This is a genomic window from Azospirillum lipoferum 4B (genome assembly GCF_000283655.1).
Lineage (GTDB): Bacteria > Pseudomonadota > Alphaproteobacteria > Azospirillales > Azospirillaceae > Azospirillum > Azospirillum lipoferum_C.
In genome coordinates, this window is record NC_016623.1 from 359,685 (window position 1) to 372,921 (window position 13,237).

The 13,237-nt window shown below is 68.5% G+C and carries 10 protein-coding genes; 6 read left to right on the forward strand and 4 right to left on the reverse strand.

From position 1 onward, the window contains the following. Window positions 1-412: 412 nt before the first annotated feature. A complete protein-coding gene (locus tag AZOLI_RS23090; RefSeq protein WP_014249610.1) occupies window positions 413-1,756 on the reverse strand; it encodes a glutamine synthetase family protein in 1,344 nt (447 codons plus the stop codon). Between the two features lie 167 nt (window positions 1,757-1,923). On the opposite strand from AZOLI_RS23090, the gene AZOLI_RS23095 reads away from it, so the two are divergent. Both AZOLI_RS23095 and AZOLI_RS23100 read left to right on the forward strand, forming a co-directional pair. Beyond that, window positions 1,924-3,204, forward strand: a complete 1,281-nt coding sequence (locus tag AZOLI_RS23095; protein WP_014249611.1) for an NAD(P)/FAD-dependent oxidoreductase — start codon at window positions 1,924-1,926, stop codon at window positions 3,202-3,204. 67 nt (window positions 3,205-3,271) lie between these two features. Then, window positions 3,272-4,324 carry a hypothetical protein gene (locus AZOLI_RS23100; protein ID WP_014249612.1) on the forward strand — a complete coding sequence of 351 codons (1,053 nt, stop codon included), beginning with the start codon at window positions 3,272-3,274 and terminating at the stop codon, window positions 4,322-4,324. 203 nt (window positions 4,325-4,527) lie between these two features. Here AZOLI_RS23100 and smc read toward each other — a convergent pair whose 3' ends face one another. The 3 genes from smc to AZOLI_RS23115 all read right to left on the reverse strand — a co-directional run bounded on the left by smc (window position 4,528) and on the right by AZOLI_RS23115 (window position 9,375). Next, window positions 4,528-7,989, reverse strand: coding sequence for a chromosome segregation protein SMC (gene smc, locus AZOLI_RS23105; RefSeq protein WP_014249613.1), 3,462 nt, complete (start codon window positions 7,987-7,989; stop codon window positions 4,528-4,530). A gap of 198 nt (window positions 7,990-8,187) precedes the next feature. Then, window positions 8,188-8,835: a DsbA family protein gene (locus tag AZOLI_RS23110; protein WP_044552846.1), complete on the reverse strand. Its 648-nt coding sequence runs from the start codon at window positions 8,833-8,835 to the stop codon at window positions 8,188-8,190. 66 nt (window positions 8,836-8,901) lie between these two features. Next, complete coding sequence (locus AZOLI_RS23115; RefSeq protein WP_014249615.1) at window positions 8,902-9,375, reverse strand: DUF721 domain-containing protein; 474 nt, start codon at window positions 9,373-9,375, stop codon at window positions 8,902-8,904. A 161-nt stretch (window positions 9,376-9,536) separates the two neighbouring features. Between AZOLI_RS23115 and mutY the strand changes: the two genes are divergently transcribed. The 4 genes from mutY (at window position 9,537) to AZOLI_RS23135 (ending at window position 13,082) form a co-directional block, all read left to right on the forward strand. Further along, window positions 9,537-10,595: an A/G-specific adenine glycosylase gene (gene mutY, locus AZOLI_RS23120; protein ID WP_014249616.1), complete on the forward strand. Its 1,059-nt coding sequence runs from the start codon at window positions 9,537-9,539 to the stop codon at window positions 10,593-10,595. Window positions 10,596-10,653: 58 nt separating this feature from the next. After that, window positions 10,654-11,367 carry a DUF1194 domain-containing protein gene (locus tag AZOLI_RS23125; RefSeq protein ID WP_014249617.1) on the forward strand — a complete coding sequence of 238 codons (714 nt, stop codon included), beginning with the start codon at window positions 10,654-10,656 and terminating at the stop codon, window positions 11,365-11,367. Between the two features lie 31 nt (window positions 11,368-11,398). Beyond that, the gene (locus AZOLI_RS23130) at window positions 11,399-12,538 is read left to right on the forward strand and encodes an NAD(P)/FAD-dependent oxidoreductase (protein ID WP_014249618.1); all 1,140 of its coding nucleotides are present in this window, start codon (window positions 11,399-11,401) and stop codon (window positions 12,536-12,538) included. 61 nt (window positions 12,539-12,599) lie between these two features. Beyond that, window positions 12,600-13,082, forward strand: a complete 483-nt coding sequence (locus tag AZOLI_RS23135; RefSeq protein ID WP_014249619.1) for a hypothetical protein — start codon at window positions 12,600-12,602, stop codon at window positions 13,080-13,082. Window positions 13,083-13,237: the final 155 nt, after the last annotated feature.

The following is a 13,237-nucleotide window of genomic DNA, read 5'->3' on the forward strand; positions in this document are numbered from 1 at the left end:
AATACATCACTGTTTTATTTTGAAAGTCTTCGATTTCGTGTGCGGCCGCCCATAATCGAGATATCGGCAACCTGACGTTTTTCTGTATTCGGCCCACGGTCGCGCCGCGCGGACGTGGAAAGCCGCGGCACCGGGCGCCTGGACGGGGTGGGAATGCCGCCCCGCCGGGGTAAGACCGAGGCCGGGATACGCCTGCAGACTGGAGCGTTCCGCCGGATGCCGGGAAAATCCGGGTGGATGGGCTCACGAAGGGAGAATTGGCCGGCGCGAAGCGGCAGACGGCGGTCGCCCTTGGCCAACGCCGAGATGCGCAGGAAGCGGGTTTCGGATACGTAGAGGGGCGGCCCGCGGGAACACCCGCCGGCCGCCCCTGTCGTCTACCGGGCCCGTGTTGTCTACCGACAGGTTCGGATCAGACGTTCAACAGCAGGTTCTCGCGCTCCCACGAGCTGATGACACGGTTGTAGGCTTCGTACTCCGCCTCCTTCACGCAGGTGACGGCATCGATGAAGCGTTCGCCGAGGATTTCCTTCAGCGGCTTGCAGGCATTGAACTTGGTCAGCGCCTCCGACTGGTGGCGCGGCAGGGTGAAGGCGAGCCGGTAGGCGGAGCCCTTGATCGGGTCGTTCGGCTCCAGCCCCTGGGTCATGCCGATATAGCCGCAGGCCAGCGACGCGGCGATGGCGAGATAGGGGTTGGCGTCGGCGCCGGCCACCCGGTTCTCCACCCGGCGGGAATCGGGCTGCGACACCGGCACGCGCAGGCCGGTGGTGCGGTTGTCGCGGCCCCAATGCACGTTGATCGGCGCATCGGAGTTCGGGACCAACCGGCGGTAGCTGTTGACGTTGGGCGCCAGCAGCGGCATCGCATAGGGCAGGTATTTCTGCAGGCCGGCGACATGCGACATGAACAGGTCGCTGTCGGTGCCGTCGGGGTTGGCGAACAGGTTGCGGCCGCTGTCGGCGTCCACCACCGATTGGTGGACATGCATGGCGCTTCCGGGTTCGCCCTGCATCGGCTTGGCCATGAATGTGGCGTAGACCTGATGGCGGATCGCCGCCTCGCGCGCCGTGCGCTTGAACAGGAAGGCCTGGTCGGCCAGTTCCAGCGCGTCGCCGTGGTTGAAGTTGATCTCGATCTGGGCGGCGCCGGCCTCGTGGGTCAGGGTGTCGATGTCGATGTCCTGCTTCTCGCAGAAATCATAGACCGCCTCGAAGATCGGATCGAATTCGTTGACGGCGTCGATGCCGAAGGCCTGCCGCCCGCTCTCCATCCGGCCATTGCGCCCCACCGGCGGAACCAGCGGGTAATCGGGATCCTTGTTGACCTGGACCAGGAAGAATTCCAGCTCTGGCGCCACGACCGGCTTCCAGCCGCGCTCCTCGTACAGCGCCAGGACACGCTTGAGCACATGGCGCGGCGAGACGTCGACCGGACGGCCGTCGGCATAGACGCAATCGGTGATGACCTGCGCCGTCGGCTCGTTGTACCAGGGAACGAAGCGGATCGTGCGTTCGTCCGGGATCATGTAGATGTCGGAATTTTCATCCGACGTGATGTCCTCGTCGTCGGGGAACTCACCGGTCACGGTCTGGACGAAGATCGCCTCTGGCAGGCGCAGGCCGCGGTCGCGCAGGATGCGGAGGAACTTCTCGGCGGGAACGATCTTTCCCCGCGCGATGCCCGACATGTCGGGTACAAGGCATTCGACTTCGGTAATGCGGTTCTTCTTGATGAAGTCTTCCATAAAACCCATGGGTGTGGCGGACCGCTCCGGGCGATGGGCAGCCCCCTCCGTGCTGTGAACGACAGCGACACTATGACGCCGTTCCGGCGGAGCGCGCCAGAGGGTTCAGCATGACCCTTCGATGAAACATGCGCCTTTCCGTTGACCTCCCCATCGGCTGGGACTTAACTGCGGGCATGCCGAAAGCCTCATACCTGAACAGCTGGTACGCGGCCTCCGCCGCTCCCAGAGCCGAGCGCCCGATCCTGGAAGGAGAAGTCGCCTGCGACGTCTGCATCGTCGGCGGCGGCTATACCGGCCTGACCGCGGCGCTGGAACTGGCGGAGCGCGGCTTCGACGTCGTGCTGCTGGAGGCGGAACGCTGCGGCTGGGGCGCGTCGGGCCGCAACGGCGGGCAGATCATCACCGGCTACAACAAGCCGATGGCGACCATCGAAAGCTGGGTCGGCAAGGAGGATGCGCGCCGCCTGTGGGAGTTCGGTGAGGAGGCGAAGGCCCAGCTGGCCCAGCGGGTGGAACGCCATGCCATCGCCTGCGACCTGACCTGGGGCTTCGCCCATGCCGCGCTGAAGCCCCGCCATATGCAGGATGTTGACGCACTGGAGCGCGAGATGCGCGACGGCTACGGCTATGACCGGGTGCGGCGGCTGGACCGCGCCGGCATCCGCGAGCATGTCGGCAGCGAGGCCTATATCGGCGGACTTCTGGACGAGGGCAGCGGGCATCTGCACCCGCTGAACTACGCGCTGGGCCTCGCCCGCGCCGCCGATGCCGCCGGGGTGCGCATCTTTGAGAACAGCCGCGTCGTCGCCATGGACAGCGGGGCGAAGCCCTGGGTGGGCACCGGGCGCGGCCGGGTGACGGCGAAGCACCTGATCCTGGCCGGCAACGCCTATCTCGGCGGGCTGGCGCCGACGCTCGACCGTACCATCATGCCGGTCGCGACCTATATGATCGCCACCGAACCGCTGGGTGAGGAGCGGGCAGCCGCGCTGCTGCCGACGAACATCGCGGTTTCGGACATGAAGTTCTCGCTCGACTACTTCCGCCGTTCCGCCGACCACCGGCTGCTGTTCGGCGGCGGCGTCAGCTATTCCGGGGTGGACGCGCCGGGGCTGAAGCAGGCGATGCGGTTGAAGATGCTGGCGATCTATCCGGACCTGAAGGACGCCCGCGTCGAGTATTTCTGGGGCGGGCGGGTCGCCATCACCATGAACCGCATGCCGCATCTGGGCCGGCTGTCGCCGACGACACTGTACGCCCACGGCTATTCCGGCCATGGCGTGGCGCTGGCCGGCATGGCCGGCCGGGTGATGGCGGAGGCGATCAACGGTACGGCCGGGCGCTTCGACGTCTTCGCCCGCATTCCCCACACGCCCTTCCCCGGCGGACGGCGGTTCCGCACCCCGGCGCTGGTCCTCGCAATGATGTGGTTCCGTCTGCGCGATCTGCTGTAGTCTGGGGAGGCAATCCGCCTGCCCCCTTCCCCCCGCCCCTTCATACTGCCGAGTTCCGCCCCCGCCGATGACCGACACCTCCAGCAGCGACGAGCCCACCCCCTCTTCGGAGACCGCCCCGGCCGCGGACGACGCCCCGGACGATGCCGTCGCCGAAAAGGCCGCGCAGGAGAATGTGCTGGTCCAGCCGATGCGGGACACGCATTTCGATTTTCAGCACAAGGTGTTCAGCCTGCCCGGCGCCTTCTTCTGCCAGGAGCCGAACAGCAAGGAGCCGGTGCTGAACATCCTGCTGGGCGATCTGAAGGCGACGCTGGCCTTTCCCACCCTGCTCGAGTCCTTCCAGATCGAGGACGGCACCCACGACGCCCGCCTGCTGGAGATCATCGAACAGGGTCTGGCCTTCGTGAAGCTGATCCGGCCGGGTGAGGAAATCCCGGGCGAGTTGCTGGACGGCCGCGCCTCCTGGTCGGTGGAGGACAAGCACCGCATCATCGCCAAGGGCCGGCTGACCGTGCAGATCGTCTCGTCCTTCACCGGCAACGAGATGATCGTGTCCGACATCGACGAACTGGAACAGGTGGTCGAGGACCCGCAGACCAAGGAGCGGATGAAGGCCGCCTTCGCCAAGATCGCGGAGCGGCTGAAGCTGACCAACGACTATGAACAGTACCTGACCGACCGCATCGACGATCTGGCGCAGGAACTGTCCTACATCGAGGCGCTGCGCGACCGCTTCAAGCACATCCGCCGCATCGATCAGGCGATGGCGAAGCTCGCCACCATCTACCGCACCGACCGCACCTTCTGCAGCGAGTTGAACCGGATGCAGGGGCTGATCCGCAAGCCTTTGCGCGAATACGACCTGATCTTCGACCAGGCCGACGCCCAGACCGGCGACATCGTCGGCGCGCTGCGCAACTTCCACCCGACCATCCAGTTCATCCGCAAGATCCGCGACGACCTGCGCGCCAAGCTGCTGGAATGGGAGGAACTGCTGCAGGGCTGGGACGAGGTCACGATGGAACGCTCACCGAAGGTGGAGGCGTTGCAGAAACAGACCTACCGGTTCCTGGCGAGCCGCTACATCGAGACGACGGTGTGGAAGCGGGGGGGGTGAGGGTTGGGGAAGCGTCGGCTACCGGATGCCCCCTCCCCATCCCTCCCCCGCCCTCGGCCGGCCGAAGGCCGGTCCGATCGCGGGAGAGGGGGCAGGGTGCTTGAAGGCGTGACTGAAATGCCAGAGTGGCGGCAGTCCCCTCCCCCGCCCAGCGGTGGAGGGTCAGGGTGGGGACATCGTCAGCCGACGTCTTCACACATCCCTCACGCCACCCCCCGCAACTCCTCCGCCGCACTCAAGTCCACGCTGACCAGCTGAGACACGCCGCGCTCCACCATCGTCACTCCGAACAGGCGGTCGACGCGGGCCATGGTCAGACGGTGGTGGGTGATGATCAGGAAGCGGGTGTCGCCCTGCCGTGCGATGTCCTCCACCAGATCGCAGAAGCGCCCGACATTCGCCTCGTCCAGCGGGGCGTCGACCTCGTCCAGCACGCAGATCGGCGCCGGATTCGACCGGAAGACGGCGAACAGCAGCGACAACGCGGTCAATGCCTGCTCGCCGCCCGACAGCAATGAGAGCACCTGCAGCTTCTTGCCCGGCGGACTGGCGTAGATTTCCAACCCGGCGTTCAGCGGGTCCTCGGCGTTGACCAATTCCAGATAGGCCTTGCCGCCGCCGAACAGACGGGTGAACAGCTCCTGGAAGTCGCGGTTGACCACGTCGAAGCTGGCGACCAGCCGTTCGCGCGCCTCGCGGTTCAGGCTGGCGATGCCCTGGCGCAGGCGGGCGATGGCGGCGGTCAGGTCCTCGCGCTCGCTGTGCAGACCGGTGATCTGAGCCTCCAGCTCCTGCGCCTCGATCTCGGCGCGCAGGTTGACCGGTCCCATGTTCTCGCGCTCGCGCGTCAGCTTGTCCAACCGGGCTTCCACCGCTCCCGCATCGGGCATCGGCTCCGCGGGGTCGAGATCGGCGGCGGCGCGGGTATCCTCCGGCCGGCAGTCCAACCGTTCGGCGATGCGCTCCGTCAGGGTGCGTTCCTGCTGGAGGGCGGCGGAAACCGCGGCCTCGGCATGGGCGCGTGCCTCGCGGCCATCGGCCAGCGCCGCTTCGGCATCGTGCAGCGCCTGTTCGGTCTCCGCCAGCCGGGCCTCCGCCTCGGCCAACCCATCGGCGGCGCGCTTGCGGTCGCGCTCCGCCATGGTGATCCGGTTAAGCAAATCCTGGCGCTCCGCCGCGATCTCGGCCGGTCGTCCGGAAAGCTGGGCGAGTTCGCCTTCGGCCTCCTCCGCGCGCTGGCGCAACTCCGCCACCCGGCCCCCGGCCCCGGCGGAGCGGCTGTCCCACGACGTGGTTTCGGCCTGGATGGCGCCCAGGCGATGGCGCCGGGCCTGTGCCTCGCGCGTCAGGCGGTCGACGGCATTCTGCCGCTCGGCCAGCACGGCGCGGCGTTCGGCCAGTGCGGCGCGCTGGTCGTTCACCCGCTCCCGCCCTTCGCGCGGGTCCGGCAGCGACTCCAGCAGTTCCAGCGCTTCGTCACGGCGGGCGGCGGCCTCGCGCTCGTCGGCGGCAAGACGCTCGACGGCCTCCACCAATGCCGCAAGCCGTGACGACGCGGCATCGGCCTCGCGCGCCAGCTTGGCGTGGCGGTCGCGGGCAGCGTTCAGCGCAGCGAAACCTTCGCGCACGGCATCGCGGGCACGGCGGTCGGCCTGAGCCGCCGCTTCGACCGCCAGTTTCGCGGCGTCCAGAGTCTCGCGCGCCAGCTCGACCCGTTCCTCGGCAAGCTCCAGCTCGCCGCGCAGTTCGGCCAGCCGGTTGCGCTGCTTCAGGCGGACGGCCGCGGCGGTCGGGGCGCCGGCCTGAACGGTCAGACCGTCCCAGCGCCACGCGCCGCCGTCACGGCTGACCAGCACCTGACCCGGCACCAGCGCCGCGGCCAAGACCCCGGCAGCGGCGGCATCGTCGACCACCCCGACATGGGCAAGCGCGCGGGCGGCGGCCCGCGGTCCTTCCACATGGCGCGACAGCGGCTCCACCCCATCCGGCAGCGGCGCCACCGAGTCATAGGCCGGCAGCGTGCGCCAATGCACCGGCGCCTCCTCGTCCAACGGAGCGGTCAGCGCATCGCCGAGCGCGGCGGCCAGCGCCCCCTCATAGCCGGGCGACACCGCCACCGCGTCGACCAGCGGCGGGAACGGCCCGCCGGCTCCGGCCTCCAGCAATTCGGCCAGCGCGCGCTCCTCGGCATGCAGCTTGGCACGGGCGGACTCGGCGGCGGACAGCGCCTCGCGGGCGCGGGATTGGGCCGGTTCGGCCTCCGCCTTCGCCTGTTCCGCCGCCTCGGCCGCCTCGCGGGCCTGCTCCAACCGCTGTTCGGCAAGCTCCACCGCCAGTTCGGCGTCCGACAGGTCGGCGCGGGCGGCGATCTCCGCCTCCAAGGCGGCGCGCTGGGCCTGCTGTTCGGCCAGCCGCTTGGCGAGGCCGGCGGCGCGGGTTTCCAGTTCGGCGGCCTGACGCTGGGTGGCGGCGCGGCGGGCCTCGTCGGTGGCGACCTCTTCGGTCAGGCGGGTCAGTTCGCGGTCGAGGGCATCGACCTGCTCGCGCGCCTCGGCCAGAGCCTCCGCCGCGGCGTCCTCAAGCATCTCCTCGTCGGCCTGTGCGGCGATCAGCCGGTCGCGCTCGGCCACCAGCCGGGCCAGCGCCTCCCCGGCATCGGCGGCCAGAGCCTCCTCGCGGCCGAGGTCGCCGGCGATCTGGCGCAGCCGGGCCTCCAGTGCGCGCTGCTGATCGGCGACGCGCTTCTCCTCGGCGTCCAGCTGTTCGCGGGCGATCACCAGCCGTTGCAGGGCGGAAGCCGCGCGCGCCTCGTCCTGGCGCTTCTCCGGCAGGCCGGCGGCGGCCTCCGTCCGGCGGGCAGCCAGCTGGTTGACGGAGAGCATGCGGTCGCGCACCGCCGCCTCGGCCGCTGCGAAGGCGGCATGGGCTCGGGCACGCTCCTCCTGGGCGGCGATCCAGCGCAGGTGCCACAGCACCGCTTCCGCCTTGCGGATCTGGTCGGACAGGTTGCGGTAGCGGGATGCCTGCCGCGCCTGCTTCTTCAGGCTTTGCAGCTGGGTGTCCATCGCCCCGATGACATCGTCGAGGCGGGTCAGGTTGCCCTCCGCCGCCTTCAGCCGCAACTCTGCCTCGTGCCGGCGGGAATGCAGGCCGGTGATGCCGGCGGCCTCCTCCAGCAGGGCGCGGCGGTCCTGCGGCTTGGCGGAGATGATCTGCGCGACCTTGCCCTGGCTGACCAGGGCCGGCGACGCGGCACCCGAGGCGTTGTCGGCGAACAGCAGCTGGACGTCGCGCGCCCGCACCAGCTTGCCGTTGATGCGGTAGTCGGAGCCGGAGCCGCGCTCGATCCGGCGGGTGATCTCCAGCTCGTCATGTTCGTTGAAGCCGGCGGGCGCTGTGCGCGACCGGTTGTCCACCGCCAGCGTCACCTCGCCCAGGTTCCGCGCCGGCCGGCTGGAGGTGCCGCCGAAGATGACGTCGTCCATGTCACCGCCGCGCATGCGCTTGGCCGACGTTTCGCCCATCACCCAGCGCAGCGCCTCCACCAGATTGGACTTGCCGCAGCCGTTGGGGCCGACGATCCCGGTCATGCCGGGTTCGATGACCAGCTCCGTGGCATCGACGAAAGACTTGAAACCCGACAGGCGGAGACGCGTGAACTGCACTGGGGAAGAACCTTTGGTGTACCGGGCTTTGAGGGGTGCGGGGTTGGATGACGGTTGCCCCCTCCCCGACCCTCCCCCGCTACGCGGGAGAGGGAGTTGAGTGCCAGAACGGCGGCAGTTCCCTCTCCCGCGAAAGCGGGGAAGGGTTAGGGAGGGGGCATCACCCCTCTTACAACCGTTGAAACTTCAATGAAGCGCTTACTTCAGCAGCTTGTCGATTTCCTTCGAGAACTCCTCGAACGACTGGGCGCCTTCGATGCGGGCCTTGCCGTCGTTGAGGATGAAGGTGGGGGTGGCTTCGATCTTATACTGGTTCTGGCCGGTCAGCCGGGTGTTCAGGATGGCGTCGGCCAGTTCCTTGTTGGCGAGGCAGGCGTCGATGGTCTCCTGGGTCATGCCGGCCAGCTTGCCGTACTGCGCCAGCGCCTTGGCCGGATCGGAGGAGCGGCTCCAGTTCGGCTGGCTCTTGAACAGGACGTCGGTCAGCGGGAAATACCGCTCCGGCGGGGCGCAATGGGCCAGCATGCTGGCGCTGAGCGCGGCCTGATCGAAGGGGAAGTCACGGAAGACCAGCTTGACCTTGCCGGTGTCGATGTAGGCTTCCTTGATCTTCGGCAGCACGTTGACGTGGAAATTGGCGCAGTGCGAGCAGGTCATCGACGAATAGTCGAGGATCGTCACCGGCGCCTTCGGGTCGCCCATCACGCGCTCGGCCATCATTTCCGAAACCGGCGGCAGGGTGGCCGCGGCCTGTGCGGCCGTGGACGCCGCGGTCATGGCGGTGCCGAACGCGGCGGTGAAGCCGATGGCCAGAAGACCGGCGATTCCCAAAATTTTGCGGTTCACTTTGCCCTCGTTCCTACCAGATGTTGACGTATAGACAATGACGTACCGATGCGTCCAGCAAGCCGGCTATCGCGCGGCGCGTTTCGGCCGGGCCATCAGCGAGCGGCCGAAGCGTTCCAGGGTGGCGCGCAGTTCCTCGTCCTCGACCGCCGCGGTGGTGGCGGTGATGCCGATCTCCTCGTCCATCGTCAGGGCGCGCGGGCGCACCACCGGCGATCGCGTGGAGGGCAGTGCCGCATGGATCAGCTTGATCTTCGCCACGGCGCGATAGCCGAAGAAACTGTTGATGCGCTCGATGATCTGCGGTTCCAGATGCTGCAGTTCCAGCGCGATGGCGCCCATGGCGCGGATGTGCAGCGTCGCCTCCTCGCGCTTGCCGCGGGGAAAGCTGAGCTTGTCGGGGGCTGTGCGCAGCGACAGCTGGTGGCCGACGATGGACGGCCAGTCGGTGATCAGCGCGCCGAAGGCAAGTCCGCGCTTGCCCAGCACCTTGCCGGCGACCTCCGGAACGGATTGGCCGATGCGACGCGGTCCGCTCATGCTCTGCGATCACTCCTGTGCAGCCCCGGTCCGCGAACCGGTTCCGGGACATGTGGGATGGCGGCACCCTAGCGCAAGCTTCGGCCGATGCCCAGCATCCGGCCAGGGGATATCGCCGGCTCCCTTCCCCAGACGCTCCCGACCCTCTATTTCTTCCCATCATGATTCCAAATTCGACCGAGGCCGCCCGGCGGCTGTTGTCCTGGTACGACCGCCACCGCCGCGACCTGCCCTGGCGCGCCAAGCCGGGGGAGACCGCCGATCCCTACCGGGTCTGGCTTTCCGAGATCATGCTGCAGCAGACCACCGTGCCCGCCGCCGCCCCCTATTTCCGCAGCTTCACCGAACGCTGGCCGACGGTGCGCGATCTGGCCGACGCGCCGCTGGACGACGTGCTGGTGGCCTGGGCCGGGCTCGGCTACTACGCGCGGGCGCGCAACCTGCACAAATGCGCCCGCGTCGTGGCGGACGGGCATGGCGGGCGGTTTCCCGGCAACGAGGCGGCTCTGTTGGATTTGCCGGGAATCGGGGCCTACACGGCTGCCGCCATCACCTCCATTGCCTTCGACCGCAAGGCGACAGTGGTGGACGGCAATGTCGAGCGGGTGATCGCCCGCATCTTCGCGGTGGAGGAGCCTCTGCCCAACGCCAAGCCGACCCTGCGGCGGCTGGCGGCCACCCTGACGCCGGATTTCCGGCCCGGCGACTATGCCCAGGCGATGATGGACCTGGGCGCCACCATCTGCACCCCGCGCAAGCCGAAATGCATGCTGTGCCCCTGGGCCGAGTATTGCGAGGCACGCGCCGCCGGCATCGCCGAAAGCCTGCCGCGCAAGGCGGCCAAGGCCGAGAAGCCAACCCGCCGCGGCGTCGCCTATTGGCTGCTGAACCCGGATGGCGCCGTCCTGCTGCGCCGCCGGGCGGAGGAAGGGCTGCTGGGCGGCATGGCGGAGGTGCCGTCGACCGACTGGGGACCGGAGTTGCCGGGCGAGGCCGCGGTCGCGGCGCAGCAGCCACTGCCCGCGCGCTGGCGCCGGCTGCCGGGGCTGGTCCGCCATACATTCACCCATTTTCACCTTGAGCTTGAGGTGATCGCCGCCAAGGCCGGTCCGGACTGGCAGCGGGCCGATGGAAACTGGGTGCCGGTGGACCGCCTGGGCGATCAGGCGCTGCCGTCGGTGATGGTGAAGGTGGTGCGCCACGCGCTTGCCAACGTGTGACGCGGGCCGGCTGCCTGGCCGATTGCTTGGCCGATTGCGTGATGGAGTGCCTGTGCGAATGCCGCGTGCCGTGATGACCGCTCTGTTCGTCCTGCTGGCTCTCGTCGTTCCCCTGCAGGCCGCCCCGCCCGGGAAGGAGGGACAGGCGGGCGTGGCGCTGGTGCTGGCGCTCGACGGGTCGGCCTCCATCACGACCGGCGATCTGGAATTCCAGTTGCAGGGCCATGCCGCCGCCTTCCGCGATCCGGCGGTGGCGGAAGCGCTGGCGTCGGCACGGGCGCGGGTGACGCTGGCCGCCTATTCGGGACCGAACAGCCTGAAGGTTCTGATCCCCTGGACGGCCCTGACAAAGCCGGAGGATGCCGGCCGCTTCGCCGGCCGTATCGACAGCCTGCCGCGCGGCTTCCAGGGCGACTCGACGGCCATCGGCAGCGCCATCCTGGAGGCGGCGAAGCTGTTCGACCGCGGCGGCAAGGCGCCGCGGCAGGTGATCGATCTGGTCTCCAACGGCTTTTCCAACGGCGGGATCGACCCGGCCGAGGCGCGCGACCGGGTGACGAAGCGCGGAATCATCGTCAACGGCCTCGCCATCCTCGACGAATTCTCCTGGCTGGAGGAGTATTTCGAGAAGAGCGTGATCGGCGGGCCGGGAAGCTTCGTGAAGAGCGCCATGGACAAGGACAGCTTCGTCGCCGCACTGCGGCAGAAACTGATCCTTGAAATGGTCGCCCTGCCCGATCACATGCCAAGCCAAAGCGCCGCCATCCCATAGGCGGCCGATAAGACTCCGAGGAGCGGGACAGTTGGAAAGCGTCGATTTCCTGGTGGTCGGGGCCGGCATCGCCGGCGCATCGGCAGCCTACGAACTGGCCGCGCAGGGCCGGGTGCTGGTTCTGGAGCGCGAGTCGCAGCCGGGCTATCATTCCACCGGCCGGTCGGCGGCGCTCTACACCCAGACCTACGGTCCGGCGCCGATCCGCGCCCTGACGGTGGCGAGCTGGGATTTCTACACCGACCCGCCCGCCGGCTTCGCCGAACACGAACTGCTGACGCCGCGCGGCGTGCTGATCGTCGGCCGCGACCACGAGATCGACCGGCTGGATGAGGAATATGAGCAGGGACGCCGCCTGACCCCGTCGGTCGAACGTTACGACCGCGAACAGGTGCTTGCCCGCGCGCCCTTCCTGCGCGCGGACTATGTGGCCGGCGGCGTGTGGGAGCCGGATGCCCGCGACATCGACGTTCACGCCCTGCATCACGGCTTTCTCCGCGGGCTGAAGGCCCGCGGCGGCCGGGTGGTGACCGATGCCGAAGTGCGAGCGCTCGCTCGCCGGGACGGCCTGTGGGTGGCGGAGACCAGCGCCGGCACCTTCGCGGCGCCGGTGGTGGTGAACGCCGCCGGGGCCTGGGCCGACGAACTGGCGAAGCTGGCCGGAGTCGCCACGGTCGGGCTGGTGCCGAAGCGGCGCACCGCCATCACCTTCGACCCCGTCTTCGAGGATCCGGCCGACAAGGTGGGCCTTGACGGCTGGCCGATGGTGTCGGACGTGGCCGAGACCTTCTATGTCAAGCCCGATGCCGGCCGCCTGCTGGCCTCCCCCGCCGACCAGACGCCTGTCGAGCCCTGCGACGTGCAGCCCGAGGACATCGACGTCGCCGAAACGGTGGACCGGCTGGAACAAGCGTCGCGCTTCTCCGTTCGGAGATTGGCCCACCGCTGGGCGGGGCTGCGCAGCTTCGTGGCGGACAAGGTGCCGGTCGTGGGGTTCGCGCCCGATGCGGAGGGATTCTTCTGGCTTGCCGGCCAAGGCGGCTACGGCATCCAGACCGCGCCGGCCATGGGCCGGGTGGCGGCGGGACTCGCCACCGGCCGGGGCCTGCCGGAGGATGTCAGCGCGCTGGGTGTGGCCGAGTCCGACCTGTCGCCGGCCCGGCTTCGGTGAACGAATGCTGTATAGGTGGAGGCGTGCGATGGTTGTGCGTCGGATGATGGGGCGTCGAACGATGACGAGCAGGCCGGCCCGGCGGCTTCTGGCCGTGGCGTCGCTGGGATTAGCCGGCGCTTTGGCCGGCTGCGCCAACCCGGCGGTGGACGAGGCGCTGGTGGCACAGACCGCCCTGATCGGCCTGCCGAAGGAAACCCTGCTGTCCTGCGCCGGCGTGCCGGAACGTCGGGCTGCGGTCGACAATCGCGAGTTCTTCACCTACCGCAGTTCCCGTCTGGTGTCCTACCCCAGCCCGCCGCCCCTGGGTTATTACGGCGGCTGGGGATGGCCCCATTATGGTTATGGCTATGGCTGGCCGGCCTATGGGTATGAAGTCAACAGCTTCGATTGCGAAGCAACCTTCAGTTTGAGAAACGGCGTGGTCGAGCGCGTGGTGTATGGCGGCGCGTCAGGCGGGTCGGCACGACTTGGTCAATGTTACGCCATCGTCCAGAACTGCATGGCGCTGATTCCGCAACGGACAATCAGGCCAAGCCCTTGATTTCCTTGTCCATGCGACAACTCGTCACTGTTGCAGAGCTGCTGCATGGAGTGAGGATCGGTTGTAACCCCCTAGTACCCATACAGTACGTCTGGTAATAGCTCCGTTGGCTGATGCCACAGAACAGCAACAACGCATTGCCTGGAGCAGACCCC